Below are 18,131 nucleotides of genomic sequence, written 5' to 3'. Positions count from 1 at the left end.
CACCCTGTGGGCACAACTGTCTTGTGTTGCCTGTTCTGGCCTCATCGCCGGCAAGCCAGCTCCCACATGCGCTAGCGCAGCTGCCACTGTCACTGCACAGGCAGGAAATTCATCAGCAACAGACTCTGGGCATAGTTGAGCCCGATCCGCCGATACCGCTCATCCAGCAACTCGGCCAGCAAATCCAGCCGCGCCACGATTTTGCCAAACTCCACGGCAAAACTCAGGTTGCTGCCCTCCTCCGAGATTTCGTTGGAAAACAGCAGCAAAACCCCATTGGCATCCTGCCGCTGGCTCAACATCCAGGTGGCCTTCTCGATATTGCGCGCGGCGTTGTTGATGAACAGCGGGTCGAGGGTATCGGTCATGTAGAACTCGGTGCGCCCGCCATGGGCGGTGATCAGCATGCTGCCGATGGCGTAGATGAATGCGCCAACGCGGTCACCGCGAAACTCCGGGCTCAAGGCGTAGCTCAATGCCGCCAGGTCGCGGCGGTTGCCCAGTTGCGGCAACGGTTGGCGCTGTTCGATGGCCATGCGGATCTGCCGCTCGGCAGTGGCGGCATCCACATAGCCGGACATCTTCCACTGGTTGGGGTTGCGCAGGTACAGCTTGTTCATCAGCAGGTACAGGCTTTGCAGGTTGTCACGCATCGACAGCGTGGCCAGGCGGTCGACGCTGGTCTGGAACAGTTCGCTGGGCTTGCCGTTGCCGAACTGGTCGAGCATGTCGCGGCCCTGCTCCTGGGTGCAGGCGCACAGGCATGTGAGGGCGCCTGCCAGCAGCAGGCGGGAGAGGAAATGGGGGTAGCTTGCAACCATCGGCACCGGGTCGATATTCGGCGGCTGCACTGGGGATCAGAGCAGCCTGGCCAAGCATAGAGCCCAGAAATGGGAAAAAGTGCGGTGATTGGAGATTATGGATACCTGTGTGGGCCTCTTCGCGGGTAAACCCGCTCCCACAGGATCACCACAAATTCTGAAAACTGTGCAATCCCTGTGGGAGCGGGTTCACCCGCGAAAGGGCCCTTACAGGCGACACATCAATCACATGGCGTGCCGCAACATCTCCACCACCTGCGCATGCAGCGCCGGGTCACCACAGGCCACCACACACCCGCCATGCTGCGCACTGCTGCCATCCCAGGCGGTAATCACGCCACCCGCCCCTTCGATGATCGGCATCAGCGCCTGTACATCATACGGTTGCAAGCTCGCCTCGACGATCACGTCGACAAAGCCCGAAGCCAGCATGCAGTACGCGTAGCAATCACCACCGTAACGCATCAAACGCGCCTTGCCGGCCACTGCCTCGAACGCCGCCTTGCGCTCGACCGTGTCGAACATGTCCGGGGTGGTACACATCAGTGTGGCCGAGGCCAGGTCGGCGCAGGCGCGGGTCTGCAACGGCGTACCGCTGCGCCAGGCGCCTTCCGGGGTGCCGACAAAGCGCTCGCCGGTGAATGGCTGGTTCATCACCCCCACCACCGGGCGCGTGCCATCGTTCAGGGCGATCAAGGTGCCCCACAGTGGCAGGCCGGTGATGAAGGCGCGGGTGCCGTCGATCGGGTCGAGTACCCAGGTCAGCGGGCTGCTGCCCACTGCCACGCCGGCTTCTTCGCCAAGAATGCCGTGCGCAGGGTAACGCGCCTGGATCAGCTCTCGCATGGCATCCTCGGCAGCCTTGTCGGCCACGGTCACCGGGTCGTACAGGCGCCCGCCCTTGTCCTCGACATCCAGGCTGGCGCGGAAATACGGCTTGATCGCCACAGCGGCAGCATCGGCCAATTGCTCGGCGAAGGCGCGAAACTCGCCAATCTGTTCAGCACTCAGGGACATTGGGGCAAGCCTCGTGACAAAGATGGGGTCGGCATCATACCCCACAACCCACACGGCGCCAGCCGTCGGCGCAAAGTGCCACTACAATGCCATTATCCGCACTTCATTTAACCGTCACTCATTCGTTGTACTAGGATACCAAGCACTTCCCGTCGCACGCCGAGGATGCGGCCGCGCAACACGCGGCGGGATAACCATTATTGGCCTCATGGACGATACGATGAATTCGAACCAGCTTTACCCGCAGATTGGCAAAGTGATTGCCAGCACCGGCAGCCGTCAGTTCCCCCGCATGCTCCACGACCTGATCAAGGCCCACCTGTCCATCGACGCCACGCAGATTCGCCAGTTGCCAGGCCAGCCCTTTGAATCGTCGCTGCTGGACGAAACGGTGTTTACTTCGGATGAGCAGCCGGAAGGCGACTTCAACGACCCTTCGCGCCTGCACCGAATCTGCCGCAAAGGCAACGCACGCATGGAAATACAGGTGATTCGGGCCGACTCCACCTATGGTTTTTCGGCTTTCGAGCGTAACCACCTGGATGCCATTTCACCGTTGTTGCTGCCGATGCTGGAGAAGCACATCGATGCGCTGCAACCTGGCCCCGAACGGCATACCCGGGAGAACCTCGAGCAGCGCTTTGTCGATCGGCTGGCGCAGTCGGGGCTGAAGCTTTCCGAGCGCGAGCGCCAGGTGTGCCTGGGGTTGCTGGCCGGGCATACGGCGCCGGAGCAGGCCGAGCGCTTGGCGCTGAAGGTGAATACCGTGGAAAGCTATTTGCGCCGGGCGGCGATCAAGCTGGGGATCAGTGGGCGGCATTCGTTGATGCGCTGGATGTATGCCGAGGGTTGAATAGCGTTTTCTTGTGCTGGCCTCTTCGCGGGTGAACCCGCTCCCACAGGGATTACACAGGTTTCAGAATCGTGGAAATCCTGTGGGAGCGGGTTTACCCGCGAAGAGGCCAGCACAGGCGCCCTCAATCCCGGGCCAACGCTTCAATCGGGTCCAGCCGCGCCGCATTACGTGCCGGCACAAACCCGAACACCACGCCAATCAACGTCGAGCAGGCAAACGCCATCACGATCGAGGCCGGCGAAAACACCATCTCCCACTGTTTGACGAACAACTCGAACAAATACCCTACCCCATACGACAAGCCTATCCCCACCAGCCCACCAAACAGGCAGACCATCACCGCCTCCACCAGAAACTGCTGGCGAATGTCCGATTGCCGCGCCCCCACCGCCATGCGAATGCCGATCTCGCGGGTGCGCTCGGTCACCGACACCAGCATGATATTCATCACTCCGATGCCCCCCACCACCAGCGAAATCACCGCAATCAGCGACAACAGCAGGGTCAGCGAGCGGCTGGTCTTCTGTACGGTCTGCATGATGCTGTCCAGGTTATTGGTGAAGAAGTCCTTGGTGCCGTGCCGTTGCAACATTACCCGGGTCACCTCTTCTTCTACCCGCTTGCTGGGTACGCCGTCCTTGATGCGCACGCTGATGCTGTCCAGGTGTCGCTGCCCCAGTACCCGACCGGCAGCGGTTTCATAAGGCACCCAGATGTTCAGCTGGTTGCTGGCGACGAACAGGTTCTTGTTCTCGGCGGTCACGCCAATCACCGTGCACGGCAGGTTACCGACCAGGATCACCTGCCCCAGTGGGTCGATGCTCGGCCCGAACAGGCGCTTGCGCGTGTTGTGGTCGATCACCACCACCTGAGCCTGGCGCCTGGCGTCGTCGGCGCTGAACACGATGCCGGCGGCCAACGGGATGTTGCGGACCTGAAAGTAATGCTCGCTGACGCCGTTCAGCTGCACGTCCACGTCCAGGTTGCGGTAACGCACCAGCGTGCTCTGGCCGATCACCGGGGTGGCGCTGTCGACGTAGTACAGCTCGTTCAGTGCAGCGACATCAGCCGGCACCAGGGTCTCGATGGTCTTGGCCCGGCTGTCACCGAAGTTGCTGCCCGAGTAGATGTCGATGGTGTTGCTGCCAATGGCCTGGATGTCCTTGAGCACGTAGCCCTTCGCGCCTTCGCCAATCGCCGAGATGGACACCACCGAGGTAATGCCGATGACAATCCCGAGCATGGTCAGCAAGGTCCGCATGCGGTGCGATATCAGCGCGATCCAGGCCATCTTGAACGCTTCACGGAACATGCCCAGGCTCACCAGCAGGCGCCGCGTAGCCGGGACCGGCGGCGCTGCTTGCGGCTCGTTTGCGCTGAGGGCAGATGGCGCGTTGCGCCGATCGTTGACAATCTGCCCGTCGCTGACCTCGATGATGCGCTCGGCATGGGCCGCTACCTTGGGGTCGTGGGTCACCAGGATGACCGTGTGCCCGGCGGCATGCAGCTCCAGCAGGATGTTCATCACCTCCTTGCCACTGGCGGTGTCGAGGGCGCCGGTCGGTTCATCGGCAAGGATCACCTGGCCGCCGTTCATCAATGCCCGGCAGATACTCACGCGCTGCTGCTGGCCACCGGATAACTGGCTGGGGCGGTGCTCCAGGTGGCTGTGCAGGCCCAGGCGCGTCAGCAGTTCGCGCGCCCGGGCGTGGCGCTGGCCCTGCGGCGTGCCGGCGTACACCGCCGGGATCTCGACGTTGTGCAGTGCATCCAGGTGCGGCAGCAGGTGGTAGCGCTGGAAGATGAAACCGAAGTGGTCGCGGCGCAGCGCCGCCAGGGCATCGTCATCCAGTTCGCGGGTTTCCTGCCCGCCCACCTGGTAGCTGCCGCTGCTGGCATTGTCCAGGCAACCCAGGATGTTCATCAGGGTCGACTTGCCCGAACCGGAGGCGCCGATAATCGCTACCAGTTCGCCGCTGTGGATCTGCAAGTCGATGCCTTTCAATGCCAGGAACTCACGGTCGCCCGCCTGGAAGCTGCGCGTTACCCCCTGCAAGCGCAACAAGGGCTCGGCACTGCCGCTGGCCACCGCCATGTCAGCGGTCGGCTGCACATTCATGTTCATGCTCACGCCCCTGTTTCGCCAGATACCGGCTCACCAATCACCACCCGGTCACCTTCGGCCAGGCCGTCCTTGATCTGCACCTTGACGTTGTTGTTGATGCCCGCCTGCACGTTGCGCACCTGGGCAAAGCCCTTGGCGTCCAGCACCCGTACCGGGAAGCTGCCATCGGTGTTGCGCGCCCCCAGCGCCGCCACCGGCACGGTGAGCACGGCCTGGGCGGTGTCGAGCACGATATGCACCTGCGCGGTCATCGAAATACGCAGGCGGTGGTCGGGGTTTGGTACTTCGAACAAGGCGTTGTAGAACACCGCACCACTGGGTTTGCTGCTGCCTTCGTTCTTGTCGCTGCTTTGCGCGTAGTTCTGCGGGGCCGGCTCGGTACCGCGCAGCTTGGCGTAGTAACGTTTGTCTTCGCCAAGGATGGTGAAATACACCTCCTGGCCAGGGGTGATGTGGATCACATCAGCTTCCGACACCTGTGCCTTAACCGTCATGGTGTCGAGGTCGGCCAGTTTCAGCAGCACCGGGGCCAGCTGGTTGGCGATCACGGTCTGCCCTTCCTGGGTGACGATGCCTACCACATGGCCGGTGATCGGTGCATTGATGCGGGTGTAGCCGAGGTTGACCCTGGCGGTATCGATTTCTACCCGTGCGCTCTGGATCTGCGCATCCAGCGAGCGCACGGCGGCCTGTTGCACCTCGTACTCGGACTCGGCGTTTTCGAAGTCCTGGCGCGATACTGATTCATCGGCCTGCAACTCGCGGTAGCGCTCGTAAACACGCCGGGCCTGCTTGAGCTGGGCCAGGGTCGAACGCCGCTCGGCCTGCAGTTTATCTTCGTCGACCTCTGCCTGGCGCAAGGTATTGCGCAGCACCAGCGGGTCGATCTCGGCCAGCCACTGGCCCTGGCTGACCTTGTCGCCCAGCTTGACCTTGAGCGACTTCAGCTGGCCCGACACCTGGGCGCCGACATCCACCTGCTTGATACCTTCGAGCATGCCGCTGGCCAGCACGGCGTTTTCGATGTCGCCACGTTCGACCGTGGCGATGATGTATTGCGGTGGCTTAGCCGGTGCCTGGATGGCGTACAGGCTGATGCCGGCGACCAGCGCCACGGCGAGGCCGAGGCTGTATTTGCGGAATCTGGACTTGTCCATGAACACTCACTTTCTTAAGGATTTCGCTCAACCCAGGCAGCGCACACCTTTCCTTGTGGGAGCGGGTTCACCCGCGAATGCGTCGGTACAGCCAACATCGCATTCGCGGGTAAACCCGCTCCCACAGGGTTGAGTGGGAGCTGCCATGGTTATTGGGTAACCTTGCCGTGCTGCAGTGCCTGGCCGTCATGCCACCAGGCCGCCAGGCTGAACACGTCCGGCATTTTCAAGATGCTGAAGTGGTCCCCCGGCCCCTGCCACAGCGCCAGTTGCGGCATCAACTGCTGCCAGCCCTCCTGCATCGCCGCGTGTTCGCGGGCATTGCCCAGGGCATCCAGGCCCGGGTCATCCACCAGTACCAGGCCCACCGGCCCGGTATACGTCAGCTGCGGCTGATACACCGTGCGCAGTGCGCTGGCAAAGGTGCGCACCGTGCCATCCAGCACCCGTGGGGTGGAGCGCGCAGGCAACAGCCCGTTGCGCACCATGCCGGCATGCAACTGCTGCAACTGCTCGTCATCGGTAGCCAGGGCAAAAGCCGCACTATCGATACCCAAGGCCTTGCCGGTAGACAGTTGCAGGGCATCGATCAACCGCTGCAAGGCCTCGCCGAAGGTGTACGGCTGGCCACAGCTGCCGCCTGTGCCCGGCGCCTCGCTGTCAACCAGGGTCAACGAGCGCACCGGCCGGCCCTTGGCCTCGAACCTGGCGGCAATGGCATGCGCGACCCAGCCGCCGAACGAGTGCCCGACAAGGTTCAACGGGCCATGCGGGTATAGCGCTTCGATGGCTTGCACATGGCAGTCGGCTGCAGCTTCCACCGAGCTGTGCGGCACGGCGCTGCCGTCCAGGCCGCGGGCCTGCAAACCGTACAAGGGCCAAGCCGGCCCCAGGGCTTCGGCCAGGCCAATAAAGCTGGTCACGCTGTCACCGGCCCCCGGCACGCAGAACAGCGGCGCATGGCCGGGCTGCCCGGTCTGGATGGCAACCTGTGCGCTATAGCTCGGCGATGCCGGGACCGGGCAGCTGGCAAGCGCCTGGGTCAACGCCTGCGCCACGGTTGTGACGTGAGGCGCCTGCATCAGGCTGCGGTGGTCCCCTGGCACACCCAGGATCAACAGCGGCTGGGTCGGCAGCGCCTCGCGCCAACCCAGCGTGGGCAGGCTGTCGCTGCCCTGCTCGGCGCGGAACAGGTGCACCGGCATGTTCAGGGGGGCCAGGTGGTAATGCGCCAGGGCATGGCCGTGGGCCAGCTCGCGGCTGAAGTAATGCAGCAGCTGCGCATCGCTCATGCTCGCCCACAGGCCGTAAAGCAGCCCATGCTCGCGGCAGCTGGCCAGCAAACCGGCAAAGTCCGCCTGCACGGCTTCCAGGCGCTGCAAGTGCGCAAGTTTCTCGGCAGCTGCCGCGCCCTGCGTCTGCCAGAACGTGGTGCAGTTGAGCAACAACTGCCTCTCCAGCGCATGGGGCCCCGACCAGCGCGCCTTGCCCTGGTCAGCCAGGCGCGGCACATAACTGTCGATCAGCCCAAGGAATTCGACCGCCTCATCCGCACCCAGCAACTGGTTGGCCATTTCGAACGCCACTATCCCGCCAAACGACCAGCCTGCCAGGCGGTACGGCCCGTGCGGCTGTACCTTGCGCATCTGCTCGATCTGGTAGCGCGCCAAACATTCCATGGTGCGCGGCTGCGGCTGCCCCGCAGGCACGCCGGGCAAGCCGTAGATGGCAAACTCGCCGCCCAGTTGCTGGCCCAGGACCGGGAAGTAGAAATCCAGCCCGGTGAATTCGTGCACCAGGAACAGCGGCGTCTGTGCCGCCCCCGGGCGTACGGTGATCACTGCATCGCTCTGATTTACGTTGTCACTTAGCCGGGCTGCCAGCAATGCCACGCTGGGCTGCTGGAACACATCATTGATGGCCGCGCGCAAGCCAGCTTTGTTGAGCCTGTCGACCAGGCGAATGGCTGCCAGGGAGTGGCCGCCGAGCTCGAAGAAGTTGTCGTGGCGGCCCACCGGCTGCACCTCCAGTAATTCGGCCCAGATTGTGGCCAACATGCGCTCGATTTCACCTTCGGGGGCCTGGTACACGCGGCCCTGAGCTGTATCAGGCTGCGGCAGGGCCTTGCGGTCGAGCTTGCCGTTGGGGCTTAGCGGCAACGCCTGCAGGTGCATGAACTGCGCCGGCACCATGAACGCCGGCAAGCGGCTGAGCAACGCTGCACGCAGTACCTCCGGTGTTTGCTGCTGGCCGGTGTAGTAAGCGAGCAATTGTTGCTCACGTGCGATCACCACCGCCTCCTTGACGCCCTCTATGCCGGTCAGGCAAGCCTGGATTTCGCCCAGCTCGATGCGCAGGCCGTGAAGCTTGACCTGGTCGTCGTTGCGGCCGAGGTATTCGATGTTGCCGTCGGCCAAGTGGCGGGCGAGGTCGCCGGTGCGGTACAGGCGTGCGCCGGGGGAGAACGGGTCGTCGAGGAAGCGCTCGGCGGTGAGTTCGGCGCGGTTGAGGTAGCCGCGGGCGACCTGGACGCCGCCGATGTACAGCTCGCCGGCGACGCCTTGTGGGACGGGTTGGCCCTGGTCGTCGAGGATGTACAGGGTGGTGTTGGCGATGGGTTTGCCGATCGGGGTGTTGTCGGGGGCGGTGAGGCAGTGCCAGGCGCTGACGTCGATGGCGGCTTCGGTGGGGCCGTAGAGGTTGTGCAGTTCGACGGTTGGAAGTTGGGCATGGAAACGCCGCACCAAGCTCCCCGGCAAAGCCTCGCCCGAGCAGATCACGCGCACCATTTTCGTAAACGGTACATTTTCCGGGGTATACGCCGTCCCTGTGGGAGCGGGTTCACCCGCGAAGAATTCAACACCGTGTATGGCACCGGCTTCGCCGGTGTTCGCGGGTGAACCCGCTCCCACAGTGTCCGCAGTGTCCACAGGGCCCACAGGGCCCACAGGGATCGCGGTGGGGCCAGAGGAGAGGAACACATCCAGCATCGAGGGGACGAAATGCAGGGTGGTGATGTTTTCGCGAGCAATCACCTCGCGCAGGTACTCGGGGTCACGGTGCCCGCCAGGGCGGGCCATGACCAGCCGTGCGCCGGTCTGCAACGGCCAGAGGAATTCCCACACCGATACGTCAAAGCTGAAAGGAGTCTTCTGCAGCACCACGTCATCGGCACCAAGGCCGTAGGTGTCCTGCATCCACAACAGCCGGTTGACCACCCCGGCATGCTCGTTCATCACGCCTTTGGGCAAACCGGTAGAACCCGAGGTATAGATCACGTACGCCAGGTGACGCGGGGTCAGCCCCGCCACCACCGGATTGCTGGCAGGCAAATCACCCCAGACCGACTGGTCCAGATCAATGATATGGCCGGCTTCCGGCACATGCCGGGTCGCCCCATGCACCAATACCGCCACCGGCGCACTGTCACTCAACATGTGCCGCACACGCTCAGCCGGGTAATCCGGGTCGACCGGCACATAGGCGCCACCAGCCTTGAGAATGGCCAGCAAGCCCATCACCATCGACAGCCCACGCTCGACGCAGATCGCCACCCGGTCATCCGGTTCAACCCCAAGCCCGATCAAATGATGCGCCAGTCGGTTGGCCTGTTCATTGAGCTGTCCGTACGTCAGCTCACCCTCCTCGGCCCGCACCGCCACGGCATCCGGCGTGCGCACTACCTGCGCCTCGATCATGCCGTGCAGTGTCTGCCCAAGGTCGTACTCAACCGCCGTGTCGTTGAATTCCAGCAGCAAGCGCTTGCGCTCATCCGCATCGGGTAGCCCGGTATGGGCCGGTATGGCCCGGTCACCGGCGGCGAACGCCCATAGCACTTGCTCGAAGTAACCGGCATAGCGCTCGATGGTCGCCCGGTCGAACAGGGCGGTGGCGTAAACGATGCCGCCGGCAAAACTGTCGCCGCGCTCACCCAGGCTCAGGCTCAGGTCGAACTTGGCGATGTTGGCCGCGCCGCCCAGTGCCGTCACTGCCAGGTCCGCCAACTGCAGCGCCTGGCGCCCAGGGTTGGCATCCCAGTCCAGCGACACCTGGTACAGCGGGGTATGCGCCAGGCTGCGCCGTGGCCGCAACAGCTCGACCACCTGCTCGAACGGCAGCTCCTGGTGCGCCTGGCCCGCCAGCACCACCGCCTTGACCCGAGCCAGCAACGTGGCGACATCCGGTGCGCCGGATACATCCACGCGCAATGCCAGCGAGTTGACGAACATGCCGATCAGCCCATCCACCTCGGCCTGCTGGCGGTTGGCGACCGGCGTGCCGATCACCACTTCGTCCTGGCCGGCCAGGCGGGCCAGCAATACGGCCCAGGCGGCCATGAACAGCATGTACGGGGTAACGCCATGCTGGCGGCACAGCGCTTTCAATTCGCCGCCAAGGCGCGGGTCCAGGCACAGCTCGACACTGTCGCCGGCGTACTGTTGGCGCTCCGGCCGTGGCCGGTCCCAGGGCAGGCTGATCAGCGCCGGCGCACCATCAAGTTGCGCGACCCAGTAATCCGCCTGCTGCTGCAAGGCAGCACCGCTCAACCAACGGCGTTGCCACAGGGCATAGTCAAGGTATTGCACCGGCAACGCGGGCAGCGGGTCAGCCTGGCCAGTGCTGAAGGCCTGGTAGAGTTCGCCCAGCTCCCTGATCAGCACGCCCAGCGACCAGCCATCGGCAACCAGATGGTGCAAGGTCAGCATCAGCACGTGGTGGTCCTGAGCCAGGCGCAGCACCCGCCCACGTATCGGCAGGTCGTGGGCCAGTGCAAAGGCCTGGCCGGCTTCTTCGCGCAGCAACGCTTCAAGGGCCGGTTGGTCGAGCCCTGGGTGATCCTGCCAAGCCAGGCGCAGGCCGCTGCTGTCGCTTGCCAGGCGTACCTGCGCTTCGCCATCCCGCTCGGCAAAGTGGCTGCGCAGGCTTTCGTGCCGTTCGATCAACCGGCGCAGAGCCTGTTCCAGCGCCGCCGGTTGCAGCGGGCCTTGCAGGCGCAAGGCGATGGGGATGTGATAGGCCGCGCTGGCCTCCTGCAACTGGGCCAGGAACCACAGGCGTTGCTGGGCGAACGACAGCGGCAGCAGGCCTTCGCGTGGCATCGGCGTGATGGCTGGCAGCGCCTGGCCCTCACGCACCAGGCACGCGGCGACTGCGGCCAGCGAGTCGTCGGCGAACAGGTCGGCCAGGGCCAGCTCATGGCCCAGGCGTTGCCGTACCTCGGCGAGCATGCGCATGGCCAGCAACGAATGGCCGCCCAGCTCGAAGAAGCGGTCGTTACGGCCGATCGGCTGCACGTCCAGCAGCTCGGCCCACAGCGCTGCCAGGGCCTGCTCGCGCTCGCCTTCGGGGGCCTCGAATGCCGCCACCGCGAAGTCCTGCGGGCCCGGCGCAGGCAAGGCCTGGCGATCGACCTTGCCGTTATTGTTCAGCGGCATGCGCGCCACCGCGACAAACGCCGAGGGCACCATGTACTCCGGCAAACGGCCGCGCAGATAACCACGCAACGCCAGTGCATCCAGCGTTGCGTCCTGGCGGGTGTACCAGGCCACCAGGCGCAGTGGCCCTTGTTCATCGGCCACCGCCATCACCAGCACTTCGCCGATGCCCGGCGCCTGGGCCAGCTGCTGCTCGATCTCGCCCAGTTCAATGCGGAAGCCGCGGATCTTCACCTGATCGTCATTGCGCCCCAGGCACTCCAGCTGGCCATCTGCACGCCAACGCACCAGGTCGCCGGTGCGGTACAGGCGGGCGCCGGGCTGTGGGCTGAAGGGGTCGTCGATAAAGCGCTGGGCAGTCAGCGCCGGGCGGTTCAGGTAGCCCAGGGCGACACCGTCACCGCCAATGTACAGCTCACCGACCACACCCTGCGGCACCAGCTGCTGCCAGGCATCCAGCACATACACCCGGGTATTACCGATGGGGCGGCCGATTGGTACCTGGGCGGCGTCTGCGGCCAGCTCGCGCACCTCACAGGTTACCGCGAAGGTGGTGGTTTCGGTCGGCCCGTAGCCATTCAGCAAACGCAAGCCCGGCGCCTGTTGCAGCAAGGCCCGGAACGCCGCCGGCTCGGCACGCTCGCCACCGCTGATCAGCACGCGCAGCCCGCCCAGCGCGGCGGGGATCAGTTGCACGTACTGGTTGAACAGCGCGGTGGTCAGGAACAGCACGCTGATCCCCTGCTGCACCAGTGCCGCTGCAAAAGCGGGTGGATCGATCAGCGTGGCGTGGTCGATTATCCGCACCTGGCCACCATTGAGCAGTGCGCCCCAGGTTTCAAATGTGCTGGCATCGAATGCCGGGTTGGAGACAAAGCCGACGCGGTCGCTGTCCAGCAGTTCGGCATAGCCATTGTTCAATACCAGGCGCGCGATCCCCCGGTGCGGCACGCAAACGCCCTTGGGCTGACCGGTGGTGCCGGAGGTGTACATCACATAGGCTGCGCTGGCGGCATCCTGCCGCAATGCGGGGTTGTGCCCGGGTTGCTGGTCGAGGGCAAGGCCGTCGAGGTCGATGCGCTGCAGCGGCAGGTCAGCTGCCAGCCCGGCAAACGTCAGCAGCAAGGCCGCCTGGCAGTCCTCGACCATGAACGCCTGGCGCTCGGCCGGGGCGTGGATGTCCAGCGGCACGTAGACAGCGGCGCATTTCAGCACGGCCAGTTGCGCCACCAGCAGCGACAGCGAGCGCGGCAGCAGCATGGCCACGCAGGCCCCCGGCCCTACACCACTGGCGATCAGGTAATGGGCCAGGCGGTTGGCCCGCTCGTTCAGCTCGCCATAGCTCAGCGCCTGCTCGCCATGCACCGCAGCCAGGGCCAGCGGGTGGCGGGCGACGCGCTGCTCGAACAGGCGGTGCACGGCCACGTCTCGCGGATACGGGTACCGGGTGGCGTTGCAGGTGTGCAGCAAGGCTTGGCGTTCCGCTGCGCTGACCAGCGCCACCTGCGCCAGCACCTGCTGGTCGTCATCAGCCATGGCCCACAGCAGGCGTTCGAAATAACCCAGGTAACGTTGCACGGTGGCGGCGTCGAACAGCGCCGTGGCGTAGTCGAGGCTGCCGACCAGGGTGTCGCCACGTTCGCCCAGGTTCAGCGTGAGGTCGAACTTGGCCACGGTCGCGGCCTGGGCCACGGCCTCCAGTTGCAGGCCCTGCAAGTGCAACGCCGCCCCTTCGGTGGCCTGCCAGTTCAGGGTGGTCTGGAACAGCGGTGTATGCCCAAGGCTGCGTGTGGGGCGGAGCATTTCCACCACTTGCTCGAACGGCAGGTCCTGGTGGGCCTGGGCTTCCAGCACTCGGCTGCGCACCTGCAGCAGCAGGGCTTGGGCGGTCGGCGCCGCGCTGCTGTCGATGCGCATGGCCAGGGTGTTGACGAACAGCCCGGCCAGGGGCTCCAGTTCGGCCCGGCCGCGCCCCGCCACCGGGCAACCGACCACCACCTCGGGCTGGCCTGCAAGGCGCCCGAGCAAAGCCGCCCAGGCGCCGAGCACGGTCATGTACAGCGTTACGCCGTGGCGCTGGGCCAAGGTCCGCAGTGCCGCAGTCAGGCGCGGTTCAAGCTGCAGCGCCAGGCTGGCACCGGCAAAGTCCTGGCGCTCCGGGCGTGGCCGGTCTGCAGGCAGCTTGAGCAGCTCCGGCGCACCCTCCAGCATCTGCTGCCAGTAAGCAGCCTGGCGTTGCAACTGGTCACCGGCCAGCCAGCGACGCTGCCAGACGGCGTAATCGCCGTACTGAATGGCCAGCGCCGGCAATGGGTCAGCGCTGCCGTTGCACAAGGCAGCGTATTGGGCGCTCAGCTCGTGGGTCAGCACACCCAGCGACCAGCCGTCGGCGACGATATGGTGAACGGTCAGGGCCAGCACATGCTGTTGCGTGCCCAGCCGCAGCAGGTGGGCCCGCAACAGCGGCCCATGGGCCAGGTCGAACGGTGCCGCGGCCACTTGGCGCAGGCGCCCCGGCAAGGCCTCGGCGGCAAGGTCTTCGCAGTGGAACCAGCCTGCGCCCGGGGTGGCGGCAATCACCACCTCGGCGCTGTCATCACGCGGGATGAAGCGGCTGCGCAAGGTCTGGTGGCGCTCGATGATGCGCAGCAGCGCGCCTTCCAGCGCATCGGCATCCAGCGGGCCGCGCAGGCCCAGGGCCAACGGCACATTGTAGGCCTGGTTACCGCCTTCCATCTGCGCCAGGAACCACAGCCGCTGCTGGGCGAACGACATTGGCAATGCCTGCTCGTGCGCTAACGGCAAGATCGCGGGCAGCGTGCTGCGCCCGGCAGTGGCCAGTACGTCGGCAACGGCTGCGAGCTGGGGGTTGGCGAACAGCGCTGCCAGGCTCAGCTCAACGCCCAGGCGCAGGCGCACCTGCGAAACCATGCGCATGGCCAGCAGGGAATGGCCACCCAGGCTGAAAAAGTGGTCATTGCGCCTTACCCGCTCGACCTGCAGCAGTTCCGCCCACAGCTGCGCAAGGGCGTGTTCCAGCTCGCCCTCGGGTGCCTCGTAGGCCTGCTCGAACAGCGCAGCACGCCCAGGGCGCGGCAGCGCCCGGCGGTCGAGCTTGCCATTGGCGGTGAGCGGCAGCGCTGGCAGCTCGACGAAGGCTACCGGCACCATGTATTCCGGCAAATGCGCCTGCAGTTGCGCGCGCAAGCCTTCAGGGGTAAGCGGCTGCACCTCGGCCCTGGCCGTGAAGTAGGCCACCAGCTGCGGCTGGCCGGGCTGGTCCTCCCGGGCGATCACCACAGCTTCGTCGATACCGGCCAAGGTCGCCAGGCGGCTCTCGATTTCGCCCAGCTCGATACGTACACCGCGGATTTTCACCTGGTCATCGTTACGGCCCAGGTAGTCGAGCGTACCGTCCGCCAGCCAGCGCACCAGGTCGCCGGTACGGTACATGCGCCCGGCCGCCACGAACGGGTCGTCGATAAAGCGTTCGGCCGTCAGTTGCGGGCGGTTCAGGTAGCCACGGGCAACCCCGGCACCGCCGATGTACAACTCACCGGGGACGCCCAGTGGCAGCGGTTGCAGCTGCGCGTCAAGTACGTACAACCGTGCATTGTCCACCGGTTTGCCTATATGCAGCACGCTACCCGCCAGCACCTGCCCGGAGCTGGCCACCACAGTGGTTTCGGTCGGCCCGTAGTTGTTCACCACGGCAAAGCGCTGGGTGCGGTTGAACTGGCGCAGGCGGTCGCCACCGATCAGCAGGGTGCGCAGGGTCGGGTGTTCCAGCTGGTGATTGAACGCATATTCAGCCACCGGCGTGGGCAGGAAGCTTACGTCCAGCGGCTGTGCCTGCCACCAGGCGAGCATGGCGTCGAGGTCGTCGTGGCCCTCGGCCGATGGCGCCAGGTGCAGCGTGGCCCCGGCGCACAACGCTGGCCACACTTCCCAGGCCATGGCGTCGAAGCCAAAACCGGCCAGGCTGGAGGTATGCCGACCGGGGCACAGGTCGAAGGCGCGGCAGTGCCAGTCGACCAGGTTGTTGACGGTAATGTGCTCGACCATCACGCCCTTGGGCTGGCCGGTCGAGCCGGAGGTGTAGATCACATAGGCCAGGTGGTTGGCGGTAAGCCCCGGCACAACCGGGTTGCCTTCTGCCGCCGGCCAGTCTGGCTGGTCGAGCAACAGCGCGGGCACGCTTGAATGACCCAGGCGGTCGTGCAGCGCCTGTTGCGTCAGCACCACCCGCGGGCCGCTGTCTTCAAGCAGGTAGCGCACGCGCTCGTCGGGGTGCGCCGGGTCGACCGGCACATAGCCAGCGCCGGCCTTGAGTACAGCCAGCAGGCCCACCAGTGTATCCAGCCCACGCCGGGCCACCACGGCCACCCGGTCGTCTGGCCGCACGCCCAGGCCGATCAGGTGGTGGGCCAAGGCGTTGGCCCGGCGGTTCAGGTCGGCATAGCGCAATTGCGCGCCGCCACAGGTGGCGGCAATGGCGTCAGGGCAAGTGGCGGCCCGCTGCTCGATGCGTTGATGCAGGGTAAGGTGCTGCTCAAAGCGGGCGGCGCTGCTGTTGAAGCCCTCCAGCAGTTCTTCACGTTCTGCGGCTGGAAGCATGGCCAGCTGATTCACAGCAACCTCAGGCGTTTGCAACAGGCTTTCCAGCGTTTGCTGCAGGTAGGTGCAGACGCGCTGGGCCGGCACTTGCGCACTGGCCAGCAGGGTCAGGCGAAACGCCTCGCCCAGGTCGTCCACACTCAAGGTCAGCGGGTAGTTGGTCGCCTCGGCCGATTCGACGATATCAATACCGGCCAAAGCGGCGCGACGTGGTTCGGCACCGCCCGGCGCGCTGTGGCGGTAGTTGAGCAAGGCATTGAACAGCGGTGCCGGCGCGGCCACACCGCTGCAGCGCTGGGCCAGTGCCAGCGGCGCATGCTCATGGCGCATCAGCGCGCTCAGGCGCTGGTGGGTAGCGCGGATGGCACTGCCCAGGTCGGCGCCGTCCAGGTCCACGCGCAGCGGCAAGGTGTTGATGAAGATGCCCAGCGCCCGGTCGGTGGCTTCGGCGCCCAGCAGACGGCCCATCAACACGGTGCCGAATACCACCTGCTCGCGCCCGGTCAGGCCGCCCAACACCCGGCCCCAGGCCAGGTGGAACAGGCTGGCGACGCTCACCCCCAGGGCGCGGGCCTGGGCGCGCAAACCCTGGCACAGCGCCAAAGGCAGGTCGAGCTGGTGCTCGTTGTGCGCCTCGCCAGCGCCCTGCACGTCCTGCAGCCCGTAGGCCAAGGTCGCTTCGTCGATGTCGCCGAGCATGTCGCGGAAGAACGCTTCGTGCCCGGCTTCGCTGATACCCAGCACCGCTTGCGCCACGTAGTTGCGAAACGGCACCGGGGCGCCCAGCTGTGCCTGCTCACCGCTGAGGAAGGCAATCAGCTCGTGGCGCACCACGTCCAGCGCGCTGTGGTCCATGGCTATATGGTGGAACTGCAAGGTGGCGGTGAGCGTGCCGTCGGCCTGCGGTGTTTCACGCAGCAGGCGCATCAGCGGCGCCTGGGTCAGGTCGAGCCAGTCGCGCCCCGGGGCATCGGCGGGCAGCGCCAGTACAGCCAGCTCGGCTTCGCGCCATACCACTTGCACCGGTGCTTCCAGCCCCTGCCAGTGCACCGAGGTGCGCAGGATGTCGTGGCGGGCGATCACCCCGCGCAGCGCATCGGCGAACGCCTGCAGGCGCGCCTCGCTGGCAAACACGAAGCGCGCCTGCATCACGTACGGGTCGTTGTCGGTAGCACTGGCGTGGTGGAACAGCATGCCTTGTTGCAGCGGTGCCAGTGGGTAGATGTCCTGCACGTTGGCCGCGCCACCGGGGATTTCATCGACGATGCGCTCAAGGCTGGCCTGGTCAAGCGTCACCAGGTTGAGCATCTGCGGGGTGATCTGCGTGCAACCCGCAGGGATCAGGTTGCCCGGCACCTCAACGGCACCCTGTTTGCTCGCCACGTACTCGCCGCGTTCGATCATGCCCACCAGCGTGGGTTTGTGTGCGCGCAGTTGGGCCACCAGGACGGTGTCGGTCAGCGCCTGGCGGTTGCCCTGGACCACCAGCTGGCCATCCTTGAGGGCCAGTTGCACGTTGTGCGCGGTCAGTGTTGCCAGTAATTGGTTGATGCTCACAGGACGATCTCCATTCTGTCTGTGATGGCTGCATAGCCGGCCAGGGTCGGTTGGTCGAACAGGGCACGCACGTCGGCTTCCAGGCCTTGCTCGCGCAGCCGTGAGGTCAGGGTTACTGCCAGCAACGAATGGCCACCCAGTTCAAAGAAGTTGTCATGGCGCCCTACCCGCTCGACGCCCAGCAGTTCGCACCACAAGGCGGCCAGCAGGGTTTCGGTGTCGCCTTCGGGGGTTTCGTAGGGGCGTTCCTCGATTGCGCCGGGCGCTGGCAGTGCCTTGCGGTCAAGCTTGCCGTTGGGGCTCAGTGGCAGCGCCTCGAGGTACATGAACTGCGCCGGGACCATGAACTCGGGCAAATGGGCAAGCAGCGCTGTGCGCAAGGCGTCCACCGTTTGTGGCTCGCCGGTGTAATAGGCTATCAGGCGTTGATCCTTGGCCAGCACCACCGCTTCTTTGATGCCGGCAATGGCGGTGAGGCCGGCCTGGATCTCGCCCAGTTCGACGCGCAGGCCGCGCAGCTTGACCTGGTCGTCGTTGCGGCCGAGG

General features: G+C 65.4%; 7 protein-coding genes. 1 reads left to right on the top strand and 6 read right to left on the bottom strand.

Features of this window, described 5'->3' with window-relative positions; all coding sequences use genetic code 11:
- Nucleotides 1-89 precede the first annotated feature (89 nt).
- Together IAE39_RS17835 and hisN are read right to left on the bottom strand one after the other, a co-directional pair.
- Nucleotides 90-821, bottom strand: coding sequence for a hypothetical protein (locus IAE39_RS17835; RefSeq protein ID WP_201204937.1), 732 nt, complete (start codon nt 819-821; stop codon nt 90-92).
- Nucleotides 822-1,046: 225 nt separating this feature from the next.
- Nucleotides 1,047-1,838, bottom strand: coding sequence for a histidinol-phosphatase (gene hisN, locus IAE39_RS17830; protein ID WP_201204935.1), 792 nt, complete (start codon nt 1,836-1,838; stop codon nt 1,047-1,049).
- A gap of 220 nt (nt 1,839-2,058) precedes the next feature.
- On the opposite strand from hisN, the gene IAE39_RS17825 reads away from it, so the two are divergent.
- Nucleotides 2,059-2,691: a helix-turn-helix transcriptional regulator gene (locus IAE39_RS17825; protein WP_201204934.1), complete on the top strand. Its 633-nt coding sequence runs from the start codon at nt 2,059-2,061 to the stop codon at nt 2,689-2,691.
- Nucleotides 2,692-2,815: 124 nt separating this feature from the next.
- Here the strand turns inward: IAE39_RS17825 and IAE39_RS17820 are convergent, their stop codons facing one another.
- From IAE39_RS17820 to IAE39_RS17805, 4 genes are all read right to left on the bottom strand, one after another.
- Entirely contained in the window at nt 2,816-4,813 is a 1,998-nt protein-coding gene (locus IAE39_RS17820; RefSeq protein WP_442968452.1) for a MacB family efflux pump subunit, read from the bottom strand.
- 8 nt (nt 4,814-4,821) lie between these two features.
- Complete coding sequence (gene macA / locus IAE39_RS17815; protein WP_201204930.1) at nt 4,822-5,976, bottom strand: macrolide transporter subunit MacA; 1,155 nt, start codon at nt 5,974-5,976, stop codon at nt 4,822-4,824.
- Nucleotides 5,977-6,125: 149 nt separating this feature from the next.
- Entirely contained in the window at nt 6,126-17,585 is an 11,460-nt protein-coding gene (locus IAE39_RS17810; RefSeq protein ID WP_201204928.1) for a non-ribosomal peptide synthetase, read from the bottom strand.
- The coding region (locus IAE39_RS17805) for a phosphopantetheine-binding protein (RefSeq protein ID WP_201204926.1) at nt 17,582-18,131 on the bottom strand (550 nt) is incomplete at its 5' end. The genes IAE39_RS17805 and IAE39_RS17810, both read right to left, overlap by 4 nt.

The sequence above is a fragment of the Pseudomonas sp. S37 genome (assembly GCF_016658545.1).
Taxonomy (GTDB): domain Bacteria; phylum Pseudomonadota; class Gammaproteobacteria; order Pseudomonadales; family Pseudomonadaceae; genus Aquipseudomonas.
Note: the sequence above shows the minus strand (reverse complement) of the source record. Positions and strands in the feature narration are given on the sequence as shown.

What these genes read in the sequence shown, in the direction of transcription:
- IAE39_RS17835 (WP_201204937.1), bottom strand. Translation starts at nt 821, where the DNA reads ATGGTTGCAAGCTACCCCCATTTCCTCTCCCGCCTGCTGCTGGCAGGC.
- hisN (WP_201204935.1), bottom strand. Translation starts at nt 1,838, where the DNA reads ATGTCCCTGAGTGCTGAACAGATTGGCGAGTTTCGCGCCTTCGCCGAG.
- IAE39_RS17825 (WP_201204934.1), top strand. Translation starts at nt 2,059, where the DNA reads ATGAATTCGAACCAGCTTTACCCGCAGATTGGCAAAGTGATTGCCAGC.
- IAE39_RS17820 (WP_442968452.1), bottom strand. Translation starts at nt 4,813, where the DNA reads ATGAATGTGCAGCCGACCGCTGACATGGCGGTGGCCAGCGGCAGTGCC.
- macA (WP_201204930.1), bottom strand. Translation starts at nt 5,976, where the DNA reads ATGGACAAGTCCAGATTCCGCAAATACAGCCTCGGCCTCGCCGTGGCG.